This window comes from Flavobacterium sp. SP2, assembly GCF_057626655.1.
This window is the reverse complement of sequence record NZ_JBVHBT010000001.1, coordinates 56248-76034: the sequence shown is the minus strand read 5'-3', so window position 1 is coordinate 76034 and position 19787 is coordinate 56248. Positions and strand designations below refer to the sequence as shown.

Genomic DNA, 19787 nt, shown 5'->3' with positions numbered 1-19787 from the left:
AGAAGTAAAATTTAATTATCTAAAAATTTAATATATGATTATTGAACCAAGAATGAGAGGATTTATTTGTTTAACATCTCATCCCGACGGATGTGAACAGAATGTAAAAAATCAAATCGAATATATAAAATCAAAAGGAGCAATCGATGGTGCTAAGAAAGTACTAGTAATTGGAGCATCGACTGGATTTGGATTGGCATCTAGAATTACAAGTGCATTTGGTTCTAACGCTTCAACAATAGGTGTTTTCTTTGAAAAACCTCCAACAGAAGGAAAAACGGCTTCACCAGGTTGGTATAATTCTGCAGCATTTGAAAAAGAAGCTAAAAAAGCTGGTTTATATGCTAAAAGTATTAATGGAGATGCATTTTCTAAAGAAATTAAACAACAAACTCTAGATTTAATAAAAAAAGATCTAGGTCAGGTAGATTTAGTAATTTACAGTTTGGCTTCACCTGTTAGATTGCATCCAGAAACAGGTGTTTTACATCGATCAACCTTAAAACCTATTGGACAAAAATATACTAATAAAACAGTTGATTTTCATACAGGAAACGTTACAGAAGTTTCTATTGAACCTGCCAACGAAGAAGATATTGCCAATACTGTAGCGGTAATGGGCGGAGAAGATTGGGCTATGTGGATGGAAGCTTTAAAAACTGAAAATCTATTAGCTAATGGAGCGCAAACTATTGCTTACTCTTATATCGGACCATCCTTAACTGAAGCTGTTTATAGGAAAGGAACAATCGGTAGAGCGAAAGATCATCTTGAAGCTACCGCATTTCAAATTTCAGATAGTTTAAAATCTATTGAGGGTAAAGCTTATGTGTCGGTGAATAAAGCATTGGTTACCCAAGCAAGTTCAGCTATTCCAGTTATCCCTTTATACATCTCGTTGTTATACAAAATTATGAAAGCTGAAGGAATTCATGAAGGGTGTATTGAACAAATTCAGCGTTTATATCAAGAAAGAGTTTTTACTGGTAACGCTATTCCAACCGATGAAAATGGTAGAATACGAATTGATGATTGGGAAATGCGATCTGATGTGCAAGAACAAGTTGCTGCGTTATGGGAAAAAGCAACGACCGAATCTTTGCCAGAAATTGGAGATTTAAATGGTTACAAGCAGGATTTCCTTAATCTGTTTGGATTTGGATTTGAAGGTGTTGATTATTTAAAAGATACTAATGAAGTAGTTTCCATTGAAAGCATAACCTAAGAATTTACTACTCGTAAATAATCGATTCAGATTATAAAAAAAATAAATTAAAAAACTCGCAACATCATTGCGAGTTTTTTTTGCTAAAATTAACTAATAAAAATAAGTTATTAGAATTAGTATTCTAAAATACTGTAATAATTTCTATTCAATTTTATAAGTAATTTGATTTTTTCATAATCAAGCAAAATCATAAGATTTTTGTTTTTATAAAATTTGTTTGCTAAATTTTTCTAAAAAAATATAAAAATTGTGTACTTTTAGCGCCAATTAACTAAATATTCATTATTCATGAAAAAAATTACCCTTTTATGTTTTTTATTAATTGGATATATTAATTACTGTTACAGTCAGGATATCAATTTAAATTCTTTCGTACAAACAGTAGATTTATATGATCCAGTTACAGGTGGTACAGTTTTAGGAACTGCTACCAATGATGACTCGTCTTTCAATAACATCCCAATTGGTTTTAGTTTTGTTTTTGGAGGTACTACTTACACTCAAGTAGGTATTCAATCAAATGGTTTTATTGCACTTGGTGGAACTGTAAATAATAGTTATACTACCATTTCAGATGAATTTGGAAGTAATAATGTAATTGCAGCTTTTAATGGAGATTTACAAGGAAACACTACTACAGGTGAATTGAGCTATATTACCTCTGGTACTGCACCAGACAGAGTCTTTACTGTACAATGGAAAAGTTACAAGAGTTATGACTTTACAAATCCAGGTGGAGATGATTATAATTTCCAAATTAGACTCTTCGAAACATCTAATGAAATTAATGTAGTTTATGGTTCGATGACTCAAAATGCAACTGGAAGAACGCGTCAGGTTGGATTAAGAGGTACATCAAATACTATTTTTAATAATAGAACAACTACTGCAGATTGGACGAACAGTACTTCAGGTACTGCTAATAACTCAAATTGCACATTAACAGCGACAATCTTTCCAGCATCAGGTTTAACTTACATTTGGACACCACCAGCGGCATGTACTGGAACTCCAACACCAGGAAATACAATCGCACCACAAGCTACAGCGTGTTCAAATGTACCATTTACGCTATCGTTACAAAACTTGACAGATGGTTCAGGGGTTTCCTATCAATGGCAAACTTCTGCTGATGGGATAGCTTATTCTAATGCAACTGGAGCATCAACGTCAAGTACTTATACAGCAACTCAAACCGCTATTACATACTACAGATGTCTTGTTACTTGTGCTACAACTTCTGCTGTAGGAACTAGTACACCAGTTATGGTGGGTGTTTCTTCTCCAACTTCATGCTACTGTCTTCCAGTATATACAATTGGTAAAACGGGTGGAGACTTAATTTCTAATATTGTAATTTCAGGTACAACATTATCAAATAATACCGGTACTAGTGCGGTAAATCCTGCATACACTTATTTTACAGGACAACCAAATTATACTGGTACCTTACAAGCTGGGTCTACCTACAATATTAGTGTCTCTGTTGGTACCTATGGTAGTCAAAATGTGGCAGTTTGGATTGATTACAATGATGACGGAGTTTTTGGAACGTCGGAAAGAGTTGGTTTTACAACAACCGCAATTGGGGCTAACGGTAGTGCAACATTTCCTATTACACTTGCTTGTAACCCTGCATTGGGAACTCATAGAATGCGAGTTAGAGATGTATTTTTTACAGATGGAAATGCAATTAATCCATGTGCTTCTTATGGTTACGGAGAAACAGAAGATTACGATGTAACAGTTTCAGCGGCAGTTGCTTGTCCGCAACCATCTGCTTTAACAGCTACTGCAGTTACCGCTAATTCTGCAACAATTGGTTGGACAACTGGTTGTGCTGAATTGTCGTGGAATTTGTATGTGGTTCCTACAGGTGCGCCAGCTCCAACAGGAACGCCAACTTACGTAACTCAAGTTAATCCGTTTGTAATAGGTAATTTAACTGCTTCAACTACTTATGATATTTACATTGCAGCAGACTGTACAACAAATGGTGTTAGTTTATTAACTGGTCCGTTTACATTTACAACTACACCAAATCCTCCTGCAAATGACGAATGTTCTGGTGCAATCGCACTAACGGTTAACACTGATTTAGCTTGTACTTCTCAAACTGCAGGAACTATTAATGCTGCAACTCCATCTAATGTTGATGCAGCGTCATGTTTTGGTGCAGAAGATGATGATGTTTGGTTTTCTTTTGTAGCAACAGCAACAACTCATAGAATACAATTAAACGGTGTTAGTAACTTTACTGATATGGCTCATTCTCTTTGGACTGGAAATTGTGGTACTTTGACTCTAGTTCCAAATTCTTGTTCTGATCCAGATACTAGTAATCCATCAGGATTAGTAATAGGTCAAACTTATTATGTAAGAGTAAATTCATACGGTACAACACCTACAACTGCTACATTTAATATTTGTGTTGGAACTCCACCACCGCCACCAGTAAATGATGAGTGCACGAATGCAAGCGTTTTGACATTTGATGATAGTTTCTGTAACGGAACTAATAATAACGGAACGAACGTTTCTGCTACAAATTCTGGGGTTGCAAATCCTACTTGTTTTAACTATGGTCAAAATGATGTTTGGTTTTCATTCGTTGTTCCAGCTGGTGTAGGTACAATAGATGTTTCTACAGACTTTACAGGAGGAACGCTAGTTGATACTGAAATTGCTTTATATTCAGGTACTTGTGGATCTTTTAATTTGATTGCTTGCGATCAAGATAGTGGAAATACAGTTTTATCTAATGGCTCTTCATATAATTCATTGATAACTAATGCTGCTGTAACTGCAGGGCAAACCTATTATGTTAGAGTATCTGGTTATTCTGCAAGCGCTGTTGGAACGTTTTGTTTAAGAGCGTCTACTAATACATTAGCAACAAATTCTTTTGACACCAATAACTTTAGCTATTACCCTAATCCAGTTAGAGATGTGTTGAATTTATCTTACGTTCAAACTATTTCTAAAGTTCAAATTAATAATTTGTTAGGACAAGAAGTGTTGTCTAAAGTAATTAATGCTAATGAAAGTCAAATTGATATGTCAAGCCTTCCGAAAGGAACGTACTTGGTAAATGTGACTGCTGAAGGATTAACAAAAACAATTAAAGTTATAAAAGAATAATTTTTTATAATCTTATCTACTTAAAGTCCCACGAAAGTGGGACTTTTGTTTTTTATAAAAGTACTATCTTTGTTAAAATTTTTATGAATGTATTTTTCAATTATTATTCCAGTTTTTAATAGACCAGACGAAATCAACGAACTTCTTGAAAGTTTAGTTTTATCAACGTATAAAGAAAATTTTGAAGTAGTTATTGTCGAAGATGGATCGACAATTAATTGTAGAGATGTTGTTGAATTATTTAAACAAAAATTAAATATTTCCTATTACTATAAAGAAAATTCAGGACCAGGAGATTCCCGAAATTTTGGAATGCAAAAAGCGAAAGGAGATTATTTTTTAATATTCGATTCAGATTGTATTATTCCTGAGAATTATTTATCAGAAGTCAATACAGAATTGAAAGCAAACTACGTAGATTGTTTTGGTGGACCAGACAAAGCATTAAAATCATTCTCTAAAATTCAAAAAGCAATCAATTTTGCAATGACCTCGTTCCTTACAACTGGAGGAATTCGTGGTGGTTCCGAAAAGTTAACTAAGTTTCAACCTAGAAGTTTCAATATGGGAATTTCTAAGCAAGCCTTCATAAAATCAGGTGGTTTTGGAAACATTCATCCAGGTGAAGATCCCGATTTAAGTATACGACTTTGGAAATTAGGCTATGAAACTCGATTGTTTACTAATGCATACGTTTATCACAAACGAAGAATTGATTGGGAAAAATTTTCAGTTCAAGTTTCTAAATTTGGAAAAGCAAGACCTATTTTAAACCTATGGTATCCAGAATACAGCAAAATTACGTTTTGGTTTCCAACTCTTTTTGTTCTTGGATTCCTACTTTCTGCAATCTTACTAATTTTTTTAATTGACATTCCTCTAAAATTATATTTTGGTTATTTTATAGTAATTTTTGTGGTTTCTAGTATTCAAAATAAAAGTTTAATTATTGGTTTGTATTCGATAATTGCAGTATGGAAACAATTTTTTGGTTATGGGTTCGGCTTCTTAGAGTCATTTTTTAAAATTCATATTTTAAGAAAATCTCCGCAAGAGGCATTTCCAAAATTATTTTTCAAAATAAATAACACTACTACTTTTTCTGAAAGTTTGCATTCAGATGCTAAAGAAGAAACACCTATGCATAAATCGGTTGAGAAAGTAATGGATACACTTATTGCGCCAATAAATAAAATTGTAAATCCTACACAAGTAAAAACAAAGATTATTGGTCTTACTGGTGGAATAGGAAGTGGTAAGACAGCAGTTGCCAATTATATGCACTCGCTTGGAATTCCTGTATACATTTCAGATGTGGAAGCTAAAAAAGTTATGGAGTTTCCAGAAATAATTCAGCAAATTTCTACTGCTTTCGGTGAAGAAGTACTCGATAATGCTATATTGAACAGAGATAAATTAGCCTCAATAGTTTTTGCAACTCCAGAAAAATTAAAACTCCTTAACGGAATAGTACATCCAGCTGTTAAAAAGCATTTTGATTCTTGGCTTGAAAATCATAAAAAATTTCCTTTAGTTGTTAAAGAAGCTGCTATACTTTTTGAAAGCGGAAGTTATAAAGATTGTGATAAAATTATTACAGTTACGGCACCTTTAGAAACTCGTATCGATAGAGTTTTGAGAAGAGATAAAACAACCAAAGAAAAAATACTCCAGCGCATAAACAACCAACTTTCTGATGAAGAGCGTATTGCAAGAAGTCACTATGTAATTTCCAATCTAGATTTTACCGAAACTAAAAAACAAGTAGACGAAATTGTTATTTTATTGAAAAATAAATAATTTTTACATTCAATGTTAATGTTTGGTTAATACATTAACACTCTAAATGTTAAAATGCTAATTTTGTTGTGATGAATAAGTTTGTTTTTCGATTACTGGTAGTTTTAATGAGCCTATCCTTGTTGGGTATTATATTAGTGCAAGTTTACTGGTTTAACAAGTCGTTAGAAAATAACGAAGAGCAGTTTAAATTTCACGTAAAACAAGTTTTAGGAAATGTTGCAAGAAAACTACAAAAACAAGAATATTATGCTTTTTATAATAAATATAATAAAGCTAAAGATTCTACTAAAAAACAGCCAAAAACGGAAGATTTACTAGAATATGGTTATTACCAGCGTAATGCAAAAACCAATCAAACAATCATCTATTCTAATAGTATAATTTCTGAAGATTACGATATATTTTCGACGTTCTTTGACAAAAATAATGACAGTGTAAAATTTAAAAATTTTAGTGCAAAACGAAAAACCGAAATTTTCAACAACAATACATTTGACAATACTGGAATCCAAAATAAAGCGATTCCTGATGTAACAATTGAAAAATCTGGCGCGTTAGATGTACTAAATAGTGCTCAATTTGAAATCTATTACAAAGATAGAGCATCAGATTTTCCAATACAGGAACGCGTTTCTAAAGAAAAACTGCAAAAACTTTTAAGTACCGAATTGGACGAATATGGGGTTAAAACACCCTTTGAATTTAATGTTTACAGCAATGGATTAGCTACTAAAATTAAGTCAGATCGTTTTAACTTTGATAAGTATTCAACCTATTCAATTCCGATTTTTATAGATAACGACGGAAATAATAAATACCAATTATTAATGTCGTTTCCACAAAAGAAAAAGTTTTTATTCTCTGAAATACTAGCAATTACACTATTATCAATAGTTTTTACACTAGTCATAATCATAGCTTATGCTAATGCTTTGCATCAGTTGATAAAACAACGTCATATTTCTGAAATAAAAACCGATTTCATTAACAACATGACGCACGAATTTAAAACGCCAATTGCAACCATTAATTTGGCTTTGGATGCTATTAAAAATCCAAAAGTAATTGACGATAAAGAAAAGATATTCAGATATTTACAGATGATTCGTGACGAAAATAAACGAATGCATGCTCAGGTTGAAAATGTATTGAGAATATCAAAATTAGAGAAAAAAGAATTAGATATCAGTAAAGAGTCGCAAGACGTACAAGATATTATTGAAGATGCTATTGATCACGTAAATTTAATTGTTGAAGATAGACAAGGTAAAATAACAACGCATTTCGATGCAACTCGAACTACAATATTGTTAAACGATGTTCATTTTACAAATGTTATTGTTAATATTTTAGATAATGCTATAAAATATTCGCCAGAACAACCCGTTATTGATATTTATACTGAAAATATTAAGGACTTTATAGTTATAAAAATAAAGGATCAAGGCGCAGGAATGAGTAAAGTAGCTCAAAAAAGAATTTTTGAAAAGTTCTATCGTGAACATACTGGAGACATTCACAACGTTAAAGGTCACGGATTAGGACTAGCGTATGTTAAACGAATTATTGACGACCACAACGGTCAAATTTTTGTCGAAAGCGAAAAAGGAAAAGGAAGCACATTTATAATAAAAATCCCATTGATAAATTAAAAAGGCCATGGAAAAAGAAAATAAAAGAATATTACTTGTAGAAGATGATCAAAATTTTGGAGCCATTCTAAAAGATTATTTAATGCTTAACGACTTTGATGTTACTCTTGCCAAAAATGGTATGGAAGGTTTCGAAAAGTTCAAAAAAGACACGTATGATTTGTGCATTCTAGATGTTATGATGCCTTACAAAGACGGTTATACTCTTGCAAAAGAAATTCGTGAGAAAAATAAAGAGGTGCCTATAGTTTTCCTTACGGCTAAAACCATGAAAGAAGACGTCTTAAAAGGGTATAAAGTTGGAGCAGATGATTATTTAAATAAACCATTTGATTCTGAAGTTTTATTGATGAAAATCAAAGCTATTATGCAAAGAAAATCATCTGAAACCAAAGCTGAGAACGTGCAATTTGAATTTCAAATAGGTAAATTCCACTTAAATTCTAAATTGCGTTTCTTGAATTTTCCTGGAAATGAGCCTATCAAATTGTCTCCTAAAGAAAATGAATTGCTAAAAATGCTAGCTATTTATGTTGAAGATTTGATGCCAAGAGAATTAGCATTAACCAAAATTTGGAGAGACGATAACTACTTCACATCAAGAAGTATGGACGTTTATATTGCCAAATTAAGAAAATATTTGAAAGAAGACGAAAACGTAGAAATTCTAAACATTCACGGTGAAGGATTTAGACTAGTAGTAAAGAAATAAAGTAGAAAGCTCCAAGAAATTGGAGCTTTTTTTATGTAGTAATTTCTAATTGTAATCCGAAGCCTATTTTTTCATTTTTACTAATTGCAAATGTTGTTTCATTTCTTCCAATTGTAACTTTTTCATGTAGTGCTATTTCTTTTAGATAATTCATTTCTAAACTGCTAATCATTTGGTTTTTGATTAATTCATAGTCTAAATAATCCAAACACCATTCTAAATATTTCACGCTATTAGCATGATTTACAATATCTAAATCTGATAATAAAACTACTTTTTCTCCAATTTTTTCAAATTGTTGTTGTAAATCTATTTTTGAAAAACTTTTTGCGGTAGCATTTGTTTCAGGAAACTTTTCAAAATGCTCGTGCGGTAAAGCTAGAATTTCGGGTCTTCTTGAAGTGGTGTTGAACACAGCCCAAAACGTCTCACAACCTACAATTTTTTCATCGTTAAGATAAACTTCTAAACATCGTGTTGAACGAGAGTTTTCTAAATTTTTAATCCAAGTTTTTACAGTAACTACGTCTTTCCATTTTGGAAGTTTTTTGATTTCTAGCCTCATTTTACTCAAAACCCATGCTTGATTAAATTGCTGCATATCACTAAAACTTATTCCGCCAAGTTCGGCATGAGTGCCTGCTGTAAGTTGTAAAATATTGCATAAATCGGTGTATTTTAGATAGCCATTAGGGTAACATTGCAAAAAGTTAATTTCCCAATCTTGTGATAGGATAGAAGTAAATTTATTTGAAATCGGCATTTTATCTAATTGTATTTTTAATTTTTATCTAATTCTGTACACAATTCCCAGCTGAATACTATTTGATTTTTTAAAATAATCTTTAATACTTTCATTTGCATTTACATTATAAGTATTGTTTACATAAAGTATTGAGAAACAGAAGGCATTGTAATTGTTTATATTATAATTTATTGACGAACCCAATCGAAATTCTTTGCCATCTTGAGCACCACGGTTTTTGGCATCTTTTCTAATTGTTAAATTGGATGTACCATAACCAATGTTAGGTGCTAAGGAAAACTTACTTGTTAATGGATACTCATAATTTATTGTTATAAAGTATGAGTTATGGACTGAACTTTCATAATCGCCAATAATTTGTTTGTTTTCAACTTTATACTGTATATAGTCAAGTCCTAAACCTGCTGTAAAACCTTTATATTGAAGTAATCCAACAGTTGTTGTAAATCCTAAGTTTGAAGAATGAGCTTCCGATAAAGCAGTTTCCCCGAATTCTATTGGATAAATTGCTCCCATAGCAAGAGAGGTTTTAAAGATAAATTCTGATGTTGCAGTATTGTTGTTTTTTTGTGAAAAACAGCTTTGAAAAACTAGAAACACACTAATTCCGAAAGTTAAATATTTTAGTTTCATACTAGTAATTTATGTTGATACTTAACGATTCTTCAACTACTGTTAGTTCTTGGTTTACCGTTTCAATTACTCCGGTTATTTTATCTTCATATTGATATTGGATTTGTACAACTTGATTTTTCTTAGCATAAAAATCAACAAAATAGGACGTTTCATCATTTTCACTATAATTTGAAAATGATGGCGTATAAATTCCAACTACTGTAAAAGAAGTTATTTTCCTATTCGGATTTGAGGTGAAAAAACTATAGTTTACAGAAACGCCTTCGTCTACTGTCAATCTATAAATTTTAGGAATCGTAAGTTTAAAATCTGAAAAATTATCCAAAAGAAGATTGTTTATTGAAAATGGTACAAATCCTGAATTTTCATTGTTACTTGAACTTATTTGAATTTCATATCCTTTGTCGAAAACTGGCGAAGGAAAACCTAAACGGATAGTACCATTTTCATTGGTTGTGCCCGAGTTGATTATTTCAGAACTAGATCCAAATCCGCTTCCATTGCTTACTTGAATTTCTACAGTAGCATTGGGTATTGGGTTTTCATTAGAATCGACCATTTGCGTTTCAAACAGTAATCTTGTTTCCGCATCATAAGGAACAGTGCAGGATTGGAGCGAAATAATAAAAATAAATAGTACAATTTTTTTCATAACTTTTCTTTAAAGTTGGCTATTATTTTCAAAGGTTGCGTAGCAATAGAAAATATAATTATTTCATAACCTTGTTGCAATACTTGATGATGTTTTGTCTTTCTTCTAAATAGTCAAACCAAGTTGTATTTTCGGTGCGTTTGAACCAAGTTATTTGGCGTTTGGAAAATCTTCTTGTGTTTTTTTTGATTTCTTCGATGGCAAAATCTAAGGTAATTTCGTGTTCAAAATAGTGGAATAATTCTCGGTATCCAACTGTTTGAAGCGCATTTAGATCTTTGTATGGATATAATTTTTCAGCTTCTTCAACCAATCCTTCTCGAATCATGATGTCTACTCGTTGGTTTATTCGGTCGTACATAATTGGTCTGTCGGCTTCCAATCCAATGATAATAGGAGTGAAGTTTCTACTATTTTTGTCTTTGTTTAAAAAGGAAGAATACGGTTTTCCAGTGCCAACACAAACTTCTAAAAAACGCATCATCCGTTGCGGATTTTGAAGTGTTTGCGGATTGTCTTGTGTTAGTACTTTAAAATAATCAGCATCTAATTCTTGTAGTTTTTTCTGTAAATAGTCAATGCCCAAAGTTTCGTAATCGCGCTTGACTTGATCTCGCACATCAGAATTAATTTCTGGAAAACTATCAAACCCTTTCAATACCGCATCTACATACAATCCTGAACCTCCAACCATTATTTGAACGTTATTTTGCTGGAATAATTCGTCTAGTTTTGCAATAGCTTCTTTTTCGAAATCGCCTACGGTATAGTTTTCAAAAATAGATTTATTTTGAATAAAATGGTGTGTTGCCGCTTGAAGTTCTTCAGTACTTGGAACTGCGGTACCAATTTTCATTTCTTTAAAAAACTGTCGGCTGTCGCAAGAAATGATGTCGCATTTAAAATGCTGCGCCAAGGCAATACTTAAGGCTGTTTTTCCTATTGCTGTTGGACCGATAATGGTTATTAAATAATTCAATTGTTGTTATTTATTCGATTGGTTTAGCCCAGATAGAAGAGGAAAGCTTTTTGGAAAGAAATGCTAATTTTTCTTGACCAAAAACTGCGACCACAGAAGCACGTTTTTGGTTGTAGAAAAATAGTGTTTCTTTTTAAAAACTTGCAACGTATAGCTGGATTAGCTTCTTAAAAAAATTAAAATTTTAAGATCTTTATGGTTTTGCTTTTTCTTATGTAACTCTGAATGATATTTTTAGTATCGCGATTGTTCTGCATCGGGATTAAAATGGTTTGTAAAATTGCAATATTTGTAATTTGATAGTTTAAATCGTAGAAACAATAGCCTTTGTAAACGCCATTTTCTATGACTATTGCGCTGCGTTCACTTACGTTTCTACCGCGGTCGATTACTAGCATGTTGTCGTATTCAAAATTACTTTGATCTATGAATTCTTGCACTCTTTCGTTATACAATTCAGGACTTTCTTTTCCTATACAAGCGCCGTTACATTCTTTTATTTTATGTTGAAAACATTCGTTTTTTGTTTCGTATAATCCAGTTAATTTTTGGCATAAATTGTAATGCGCAGTAATTCTGAACAATGCGTTTTTAGCTTCGTTTAATGAGGTGAAAGCGGTAATTTCTTTTTTTCGTCCATCGATTTTTTGAATGTTCAAATTGAGATAACCATTTTGATCTTTGAACGAATAGAGACCAATGTTAAAAATTGATTTGCGTTGCGAACGATTGTGTATGGGTTTAATTACCTTTATTTCTTCTGATTCTTTTAAAAGTGCTACGAGTTCGCTTCCTGTTTCTTCGTAGGTAACAGAGAAAACTTCGCGTTGAATTTTCTTAGATTTATTGGTGATGCCTGTAAAATGCTGATTGACACGTTTTTTAATGTTTCTACTTTTTCCGATATAAATTACGGTTCCTTTTTCGTTGTGGATGTAATAAACTCCAGTTCTTGAAGGCAAAGTGTCGATAATGTCTCTAAATTTTGGAATGACTCCTTTTTCGACTTCGGTTTTGATTAGTTCTTTTAAAATTACTTTTTCGACATCTTTTTCAAGTAGAATTTTGAATAATTTTACTGTTGCCAAGGCATCGCCGCTAGCTCGATGGCGGTCTGACATTGGAATTCCCAATGCTCGAACTAGTTTTCCTAAGCTGTGCGAAGGTTGTTCGGGTAATAATTTTTGAGATAATTCGACCGTGCAAAGATTTTTCGACTGAAAATCGTAACCCAAACGGCGGAATTCTGTTTTTAAGATTCTATAATCGAAAACAGCGTTGTGCGCCACAATGATGCAACCTTCGGTTATTTCGATAATTCGTTTGGCAACTTCGTGGAATTTTGGTGCTAATCGCAACATTTCATTATTTATTCCAGTAAGCTTGATTACAAATGGTTGAATTGGAATTTCGGGATTTACCAAACTTATAAATTGATCTACGATTTCGTGACCGTCAAATTTATAGATGGCGATTTCGGTAATTCCTTCTTCGTTGAATTGTCCTCCGGTGGTTTCTATGTCGAGAATTGCGTACATATTCAATGGCAATATCAAAATTCAATAGTAATATCAATGTCAAAAATCAAATTCAATTATAAAAAGTTTAAATATTGATTTTTGCTACTGCCATTGCTATTGAAATTGAATTATTTTTTGTTAATTATCATTTTTGAAGCAATTGCAATTAATTCTTCAACTTCTTTTAAAAGCGATGATCTACTATTTTCATCAGCTTGCTATATAATTTAATATTTTTAGTGAATTTCTAGATTCTTTTAATTCCTTTAAAGATAAACCTACTTTGAAAACAAAATCTTTATCACTAATTGTACCTTGAGCTTCTCCAAAATTTAGAGAAGAACTTCCTGAAGACCTAATAAGCTGATTTTTATAGTATTCGTTTTCATAAGATTTATTCAAATTTCTTGTAAAGAAAATACATTCTCCTGCAAAACGAACCAATCTATCCTCAAAATTGAAAATTTTATCATTGAAAACGTTGTTTTTTTCCATTTCTATTTTTTAAATTGACTTTTGATATTGTAATTGCAATTGATTTTTGAATTTATTTTCTGCTTCCAAAGATACTACTTCCAATTCGAACCATAGTACTTCCGCATTCAATTGCAAGTTTGTAATCGCCAGACATTCCCATTGAGACAGTGTTCAGTTGGCAGTTTTCAGTTTTCAGCTGACAGTTTTTATCGAAAATCGATTTCAAATTGTCAAATTCTTTCTTTATCTGATTATGATTATCGGTAAATGTTGCCATTCCCATTAAACCAACGATTTTGATATTGTTCAGATTTTTAAAATCATCAGAATTCAGAATTTCATCAAGTTCCTTTTCATCCAATCCAAATTTAGATTCTTCTTCGGCAATGTAAATTTGAAGCAGACAATCAATTACTCGATTGTGTTTTTGAGCTTGTTTGTTGATTTCTTGTACTAATTTCAAACTATCGACACCATGAATTAAACTCACATATTCTGCCATGAATTTCACTTTGTTCGTTTGAACGTGACCAATCATGTGCCACTGAATATCTTTGGGCATTTCTTGCCATTTATCGGTCATTTCTTGGATCTTGTTTTCACCAAAAATACGTTGACCAGCATTGTACGCTTCCATTAAATCGGTAACTGGTTTGGTTTTAGAAACCGCGACAAGCGTTACTTGATTTGGAAGTTGGGATTTTATTTTGAGTAAGTTTTCTTTAATTGACATTTATAATACTATTTTCGTTTTGGGTATACTTTTTTTTAAAAGTTTCGTTAATTCACTTCGATCAATGTCTAAAATTGAAACATTAATAAAAATTGAATTTTTCTTCATAAATTTATAATTAAGAATTAATAACCATCCAATCACATTTTTAGATAATTGTTTTTTATATTTTGAATAATTATTTAAATCGATTTCCACCAATAAACTTTTACCATAAAAGTAACTAACAAATTTTATGTCAGAGATTTTTATTTTTAAATTTATTACCGAAAAATATATTTCATCTTTTTTAATAATTAATGGAGCGTCTTTTTTGAATAAATGGATAAAATTTAACGTCCATATTGTGTTTGGACCAATACATACCAAAAATGGTATAATGGTAATAATAACTCCATTTAATATTCCAAAAAGTGCAAAAGCAAATTGAAATAAGGGTATAAAAAAAATTAAAATTACCTTATATTTTTTAAAATATATGTTTCTTTCGTGATGAATCATAACTCATAAACCATCAATCCGCTTCGAAACTTTGGTTCAATGTAAGTCGATTTTGGAGGCATAATTAAATTATTATCTGCCAATGCTTTAATCTCTGAAATATCCGATGGAAACAACATAAATCCTACTTCAAATTCGCCTTCGTCAACCAGCTCTTTTATCGTTAAAATAGATTGTTTTCCGGGAATGTATTCAATGCGTTCGTCGTTTCGTAAATCGTCAATTCCTAAAATGGGTTGCAAAACTTTATCGTATAAAATTTGAGCATCGAGATTTTCTAATATTTTATTTTGATTTTTGGAGTTGCCATTGAAATTGTTATTGTTTTCTTGCTTGTAAAAAAGCGCATAAAAACTACCGTCAAGATACATTCCAAATTCAAATTTATCTTGGGGTTTCCATAATTCTTGCTCTTTCGATTTAATAATAAAATGTTCTTCTAATTTGTCAAGAAAATCTTTTTTTGAATTTCCGTTTAGATCACGAATGATTCTATTGAATTCATAGATTTTCACGTTGCTTTCTGCAATTAGAAAACTCATGAAATTATTTAGATTTTGATTTCCTAAAGCTACATTTTGATCGTACAATAATTCTGCCGAAGCCGAGCGGTGGTGTCCATCGGCAATATACAATTCTGGAATGTTCTCAAATTGATTTTCTAACCAAGCTATTTCGGCATCAGTTTCAATTTTCCAAAGCGTGTGTTTTTCTTTATTTGTAGTTGAAAAATGATAAATCGGTTGTTCTTTTTTCTTTTTAGAAATCCATGAATTTATTTCTAGATTGTCTGGATAGGTTATCAAAACGGGTTCGGTGTTAAAACCGGTTTGCTGCAAATAATCCTTAAAATATTCCACACGATATTGCAACGTATCTTCGTGTTTCTTGATGATATTGTTTTTGTAATCTTCAATCGAGGTTCCGGCAACAATTCCTGTGAACGACTGATTCTTAGTCTCAATTTCATACAAAAAGAAAACAGCTTTGTCTTCTTCCATAAAAATTCCGTCGTTTTTAAAATCCTGATATTTTAGCGAAACTCCTTTAAAACGTTTGTCCAAAGTAATCTTCTGCGAGTGTACATACGCCGGATTTATGACATGCAGAAAAGAATACGGATTGAAATCCAACCACGAAGCCAATTCCGCTGGCGAATAATCATCGTAGTTTCTACAAGTCACCAAACCAACTTTGTCTGGCGTAGGACGAACGGCTTTGAAAGGGATTATTTTGCTCATTTATAGTTTTTTTAGTACTTAGACCTTAGTCCTTAGTCCTTAGTCTTTAGTTGGTAATAGTTATAAACTGAGGACTCTAAGTACCAACGACTTTTATTTGCTAAACTGTTTAGAAACTTTTTCTGCTTTTTTGCTTTCAGAATAATCGTAGAAACCTTCACCCGATTTTACACCCAATTTTCCAGCCATTACCATATTTACTAAAAGTGGGCAAGGAGCATATTTTGGATTTTTGAACCCATCGTACATTACGTTTAAAATGGAAAGACAAACGTCCAATCCGATGAAATCTGCTAATTGCAATGGTCCCATTGGATGCGCCATTCCTAGTTTCATTACGGTATCAATTTCAGAAACTCCGGCAACGCCATTGTATAATGTTTCGATTGATTCGTTAATCATTGGCATCAGAATTCTATTGGCAACAAATCCTGGATAATCGTTTACTTCGGTTGGAGTTTTCCCTAATTTTACAGATAGTTCCATGATAATTTTAGTCACTTCATCTGATGTCGAATAGCCACGGATGATTTCAACCAATTTCATAATCGGCACCGGATTCATAAAATGCATTCCGATTACACGCTCAGGATGAACAACTTGCGCTGCAATTTGAGTTATAGAAATTGATGAAGTATTGGTAGCCAAAATCACATTATGATCGCAAATTTCACTCAATTGTTTGAAGATATTTAGTTTCAACGTTACATTTTCTGTGGCAGCTTCAACTACTAAATCAGTTCCAACAACGCCATCTTTTATGTCGGTGTAAGTGATAATGTTTCCGATGGTTTTGTGTTTGTCGTCTTCAGTAATGGTTCCTTTAGCAACCATTCTATCCAAGTTGGAAGCAATTGTTGCTATTCCTTTTTCTAAAGATTTTTCGGAAACATCGATTAATTTTACGGTAAAACCGCTTTGTGCAAAAGTGTGGGCAATTCCGTTACCCATTGTTCCTGCGCCTATTACAGCTATTGTTTTCATTATTTTTGTTTAGTTTGTATTTTTTAATATTTCTATTTCTCGTCTAATTTCAGTTAATAATTGTTCTTCTGTTGGAAGATATAATTGGTATTGACTTGCTAAAATCGAATTGTTGTTTTCTGGTAATGAGTATTTTACTACGGCATCGTTTTTATCAGCACAGAGTAAAATTCCGATTGTTGGTTTTTCGTGTGCTACTTTTTCAACGCGGTCATAATAGTTCACATACATTTGAAGTTGTCCTAAATCTTCGTGGGTTAATTTGTGTGTTTTAATTTCAAATAAAACAAAACATTGTAACAATCGATTATAAAAAACTAAATCTATAAAAAACTCATCTCCATCTAAATGAATTCGTTTTTGTCTTGCAACAAATGAAAATCCGTTTCCAAGTTCTAAAAGAAAATCATGCAGATTAGTAATTATGGCTTGTTCAAAATCTTTTTCGTAATAAGCGCTTTCACGTTTTAATCCTAAAAATTCTAAAACTAATGGATCTTTTATAATTTCATTTGGATTGGTAGGAGTAACTTCATTTCTGGCAATAGCCAAAACACTTTCTTTATCATTACTCAATAATAATCGTTCAAATAATTGACTGTTTATTTGTCGTTCCATTTGACGAACTGACCAATTATTTTTTGCGGTTTCTGCTATATAATATTCTCTTTTATCTTCATTGTCAACTCCTAAAAGTAATTTGTAATGCGACCAACTCAATTGCGTCCGCAGTGTGGACGCAATTGGAAAAGTTCTATAAAATTGTCTATAGCGTTCTAATTGCCTTACAGAAAACCCACTACCATATTCAGGTTGTAGTTGCTCCGATAAATATTTTATTAAATAATTACCATAATCAGCTCTATCTTTTCCTTGTTGTTCCTCGTTGAAAATTCGTTCACCGATATGCCAATACATAACCGTTCGATGGTGATCAACCGAACGAATTGCACCTTCTTTCGCTTTCGCAATTAAAGATTTTATTTCATGTATCAGGTTTTGGGATAAATTCATTTTTACTTTTCGTTCATCGAATCAATAATCATGTAAGCAACTCGCAACGCCTCAGTTCCATCTTCTAAAGTTACAATTGGAGTGGTATTATTATTTATTGCATCAGCAAAAGTTTCCAATTCGTCCAAAATGGCATTATTTGGAGCAACATCTGGATTGTTGAAATAAATTTGTTTCTTTTCGCCTTCTGCATTTTGTAAAATCATGTCAAAATCACCTGGAACTTCTGGAGCTTCTTTCATTTTTACAACTTCACAAATTTTGTCTAAATAATCTACAGAAATGTAAGCGTCTTTTTGAAAGAAACGTGATTTACGCATGTTCTTCATCGAAATTCTACTAGAAGTAATATTGGCAACGCAACCGTTTTCAAATTCAATTCTAGCATTGGCAATATCGGGCGACTGACTCAAAACGGAAACTCCGCTTGCATGCACCGCTTTTACGTTTGATTTAACAACACTCAGAATTGCATCAATATCGTGAATCATCAAATCTAAAACCACAGGAACATCTGTACCGCGCGGATTAAATTCGGCAAGTCGATGTGTTTCTATAAACATCGGATTTTCAATCTGATCTTTAACCGCTATAAAGGCAGGATTGAATCGTTCTACATGACCAACCTGACCTTTTACATTGTATTCTTTTGCCAATGCAATAATTTCTTCAGCTTCTTCAACAGTTGTTGCAATTGGTTTTTCAATAAAAACGTGTTTACCACTTTTGATAGAAACCTTGGCGCATTTGTAATGAGAAAGAGTAGGAGTTACAATATCTATGACATCTACAGCATGAATTAATTTGGCAATGGTATCAAACTGTTTGTACCCAAATTCGGCTGTAATTTTAGCTCCGTTTTCTTGATTTTCATCATAAAAACCAACTAGTTCATATTTTTCTGATTGATTTAATAATCGTAAATGTATTTTTCCGAGATGACCAGCACCTAAAACGCCAACTTTAAGCATAGAATAAAATTTTATCAAAAATACTAATTAATTGATAAATCGTAATTGATAATTGATAATTTGTTTTCTATTTTTACGGAAACAAATTTACACCCAAATTGAAAGATACGAACAAGCATCAAGGACTTAGAAATCAACTGGCTAAAGTTTTAGAAGAAAAAGGAATAACAGATAAAAATGTATTGGAAGCGATTAAAAAAATTCCGAGACACTTATTTTTGAATTCTAGCTTTGAAGATTTTGCTTACCAAGATAAAGCATTTCCTATTGCTGCTGGTCAAACAATTTCACAACCTTATACTGTAGCATTTCAAAGTCAGTTATTGGAAGTAAAAAAAGACCATAAAATTCTTGAGATTGGAACTGGAAGTGGTTATCAAACAGCTGTTTTATGTTTGCTAGGCGCAAAAGTATATTCAGTTGAAAGACAGAATGAATTGTTTAAAACTACCTCTTTATTATTACCAAAACTTGGAATTCGACCGAAGCATTTATCGTTTGGCGATGGTTATAAAGGATTACGAAATCATGCACCATTTGATAGTATTATCGTTACAGCAGGTGCGCCAATTATTCCAAAACCATTAATGGCGCAGTTAAAAATTGGCGGTAAATTGGTCATTCCAGTCGGCGAAAAAGATCAAATTATGACGATGCTAATTCGTAAAAACGAAACACAATTTGAAAAACATGAATTTGGTGATTTTAAATTTGTACCGCTGTTAGAAAATAAAAATTAGTAGTCCATATTGTTTTTAAGAATTACTATATTGTCAA

Annotated in this window: 18 protein-coding genes and 1 pseudogene; 7 read left to right on the top strand and 12 right to left on the bottom strand. The window is 32.1% G+C overall.

Translation table 11 applies throughout. The features are described 5' to 3' along the window. Nucleotides 1-34 precede the first annotated feature (34 nt). From fabV to ACZ098_RS00375, 6 genes and pseudogenes are all read left to right on the top strand, one after another. Complete coding sequence (gene fabV / locus ACZ098_RS00400; protein WP_487309751.1) at nt 35-1225, top strand: enoyl-ACP reductase FabV; 1191 nt, start codon at nt 35-37, stop codon at nt 1223-1225. Between the two features lie 291 nt (nt 1226-1516). Beyond that, entirely contained in the window at nt 1517-4369 is a 2853-nt protein-coding gene (locus ACZ098_RS00395; protein ID WP_487309750.1) for a GEVED domain-containing protein, read from the top strand. A gap of 87 nt (nt 4370-4456) precedes the next feature. After that, nucleotides 4457-5452: pseudogene (locus tag ACZ098_RS00390) on the top strand (glycosyltransferase family 2 protein); the annotation flags it as partial. Nucleotides 5453-5509: 57 nt separating this feature from the next. Further along, on the top strand, nt 5510-6169 hold the full coding sequence (gene coaE / locus ACZ098_RS00385; RefSeq protein WP_487310518.1) for a dephospho-CoA kinase: 660 nt from the start codon (nt 5510-5512) through the stop codon (nt 6167-6169). A 71-nt stretch (nt 6170-6240) separates the two neighbouring features. Then, nucleotides 6241-7824 (top strand): sensor histidine kinase, encoded by a 1584-nt coding sequence (locus tag ACZ098_RS00380; protein WP_487309749.1) that lies wholly within the window; start codon nt 6241-6243, stop codon nt 7822-7824. Nucleotides 7825-7831: 7 nt separating this feature from the next. Next, the gene (locus ACZ098_RS00375) at nt 7832-8536 is read left to right on the top strand and encodes a response regulator transcription factor (RefSeq protein ID WP_487309748.1); all 705 of its coding nucleotides are present in this window, start codon (nt 7832-7834) and stop codon (nt 8534-8536) included. Nucleotides 8537-8567: 31 nt separating this feature from the next. On the opposite strand, the gene ACZ098_RS00370 is transcribed toward ACZ098_RS00375, so the two are convergent. The 12 genes from ACZ098_RS00370 to ACZ098_RS00315 form a co-directional block, all read right to left on the bottom strand. After that, nucleotides 8568-9299 carry an acyl-[acyl-carrier-protein] thioesterase gene (locus ACZ098_RS00370; protein WP_487309747.1) on the bottom strand — a complete coding sequence of 244 codons (732 nt, stop codon included), beginning with the start codon at nt 9297-9299 and terminating at the stop codon, nt 8568-8570. Between the two features lie 24 nt (nt 9300-9323). Next, complete coding sequence (locus tag ACZ098_RS00365; protein ID WP_487309746.1) at nt 9324-9935, bottom strand: hypothetical protein; 612 nt, start codon at nt 9933-9935, stop codon at nt 9324-9326. Between the two features lies 1 nt (nt 9936). Further along, on the bottom strand, nt 9937-10590 hold the full coding sequence (locus ACZ098_RS00360) for a hypothetical protein (RefSeq protein ID WP_487309745.1): 654 nt from the start codon (nt 10588-10590) through the stop codon (nt 9937-9939). Nucleotides 10591-10648: 58 nt separating this feature from the next. After that, nucleotides 10649-11569, bottom strand: a complete 921-nt coding sequence (gene miaA / locus ACZ098_RS00355; RefSeq protein ID WP_487309744.1) for a tRNA (adenosine(37)-N6)-dimethylallyltransferase MiaA — start codon at nt 11567-11569, stop codon at nt 10649-10651. 176 nt (nt 11570-11745) lie between these two features. Further along, nucleotides 11746-13107: an exonuclease domain-containing protein gene (locus ACZ098_RS00350; protein WP_487309743.1), complete on the bottom strand. Its 1362-nt coding sequence runs from the start codon at nt 13105-13107 to the stop codon at nt 11746-11748. A gap of 192 nt (nt 13108-13299) precedes the next feature. Further along, nucleotides 13300-13584: a four helix bundle protein gene (locus ACZ098_RS00345; RefSeq protein WP_487309742.1), complete on the bottom strand. Its 285-nt coding sequence runs from the start codon at nt 13582-13584 to the stop codon at nt 13300-13302. Between the two features lie 52 nt (nt 13585-13636). After that, complete coding sequence (locus ACZ098_RS00340) at nt 13637-14299, bottom strand: YggS family pyridoxal phosphate-dependent enzyme (RefSeq protein WP_487309741.1); 663 nt, start codon at nt 14297-14299, stop codon at nt 13637-13639. Beyond that, nucleotides 14300-14800 (bottom strand): hypothetical protein, encoded by a 501-nt coding sequence (locus tag ACZ098_RS00335; protein WP_487309740.1) that lies wholly within the window; start codon nt 14798-14800, stop codon nt 14300-14302. It lies immediately after the preceding gene. Then, nucleotides 14797-16041 carry a DUF1015 domain-containing protein gene (locus ACZ098_RS00330; protein WP_487309739.1) on the bottom strand — a complete coding sequence of 415 codons (1245 nt, stop codon included), beginning with the start codon at nt 16039-16041 and terminating at the stop codon, nt 14797-14799. The genes ACZ098_RS00335 and ACZ098_RS00330 overlap by 4 nt, the downstream gene beginning before the upstream one ends. A 93-nt stretch (nt 16042-16134) precedes the next feature. Then, complete coding sequence (locus tag ACZ098_RS00325) at nt 16135-17025, bottom strand: 3-hydroxyacyl-CoA dehydrogenase family protein (RefSeq protein WP_487309738.1); 891 nt, start codon at nt 17023-17025, stop codon at nt 16135-16137. A gap of 9 nt (nt 17026-17034) precedes the next feature. After that, entirely contained in the window at nt 17035-18039 is a 1005-nt protein-coding gene (locus ACZ098_RS00320; RefSeq protein WP_487309737.1) for a PDDEXK nuclease domain-containing protein, read from the bottom strand. Nucleotides 18040-18041: 2 nt separating this feature from the next. Beyond that, the gene (locus ACZ098_RS00315) at nt 18042-19010 is read right to left on the bottom strand and encodes a Gfo/Idh/MocA family protein (protein WP_487309736.1); all 969 of its coding nucleotides are present in this window, start codon (nt 19008-19010) and stop codon (nt 18042-18044) included. A 98-nt stretch (nt 19011-19108) separates the two neighbouring features. Between ACZ098_RS00315 and ACZ098_RS00310 the strand changes: the two genes are divergently transcribed. Further along, nucleotides 19109-19750, top strand: a complete 642-nt coding sequence (locus ACZ098_RS00310; RefSeq protein ID WP_487309735.1) for a protein-L-isoaspartate(D-aspartate) O-methyltransferase — start codon at nt 19109-19111, stop codon at nt 19748-19750. Nucleotides 19751-19787: the final 37 nt, after the last annotated feature.

What these genes read in the sequence shown, in the direction of transcription:
- fabV (WP_487309751.1), top strand. Translation starts at nt 35, where the DNA reads ATGATTATTGAACCAAGAATGAGAGGATTTATTTGTTTAACATCTCAT.
- ACZ098_RS00395 (WP_487309750.1), top strand. Translation starts at nt 1,517, where the DNA reads ATGAAAAAAATTACCCTTTTATGTTTTTTATTAATTGGATATATTAAT.
- coaE (WP_487310518.1), top strand. Translation starts at nt 5,510, where the DNA reads ATGCATAAATCGGTTGAGAAAGTAATGGATACACTTATTGCGCCAATA.
- ACZ098_RS00380 (WP_487309749.1), top strand. Translation starts at nt 6,241, where the DNA reads ATGAATAAGTTTGTTTTTCGATTACTGGTAGTTTTAATGAGCCTATCC.
- ACZ098_RS00375 (WP_487309748.1), top strand. Translation starts at nt 7,832, where the DNA reads ATGGAAAAAGAAAATAAAAGAATATTACTTGTAGAAGATGATCAAAAT.
- ACZ098_RS00370 (WP_487309747.1), bottom strand. Translation starts at nt 9,299, where the DNA reads ATGCCGATTTCAAATAAATTTACTTCTATCCTATCACAAGATTGGGAA.
- ACZ098_RS00365 (WP_487309746.1), bottom strand. Translation starts at nt 9,935, where the DNA reads ATGAAACTAAAATATTTAACTTTCGGAATTAGTGTGTTTCTAGTTTTT.
- ACZ098_RS00360 (WP_487309745.1), bottom strand. Translation starts at nt 10,590, where the DNA reads ATGAAAAAAATTGTACTATTTATTTTTATTATTTCGCTCCAATCCTGC.
- ACZ098_RS00350 (WP_487309743.1), bottom strand. Translation starts at nt 13,107, where the DNA reads ATGTACGCAATTCTCGACATAGAAACCACCGGAGGACAATTCAACGAA.
- ACZ098_RS00345 (WP_487309742.1), bottom strand. Translation starts at nt 13,584, where the DNA reads ATGGAAAAAAACAACGTTTTCAATGATAAAATTTTCAATTTTGAGGAT.
- ACZ098_RS00340 (WP_487309741.1), bottom strand. Translation starts at nt 14,299, where the DNA reads ATGTCAATTAAAGAAAACTTACTCAAAATAAAATCCCAACTTCCAAAT.
- ACZ098_RS00335 (WP_487309740.1), bottom strand. Translation starts at nt 14,800, where the DNA reads ATGATTCATCACGAAAGAAACATATATTTTAAAAAATATAAGGTAATT.
- ACZ098_RS00330 (WP_487309739.1), bottom strand. Translation starts at nt 16,041, where the DNA reads ATGAGCAAAATAATCCCTTTCAAAGCCGTTCGTCCTACGCCAGACAAA.
- ACZ098_RS00325 (WP_487309738.1), bottom strand. Translation starts at nt 17,025, where the DNA reads ATGAAAACAATAGCTGTAATAGGCGCAGGAACAATGGGTAACGGAATT.
- ACZ098_RS00320 (WP_487309737.1), bottom strand. Translation starts at nt 18,039, where the DNA reads ATGAATTTATCCCAAAACCTGATACATGAAATAAAATCTTTAATTGCG.
- ACZ098_RS00315 (WP_487309736.1), bottom strand. Translation starts at nt 19,010, where the DNA reads ATGCTTAAAGTTGGCGTTTTAGGTGCTGGTCATCTCGGAAAAATACAT.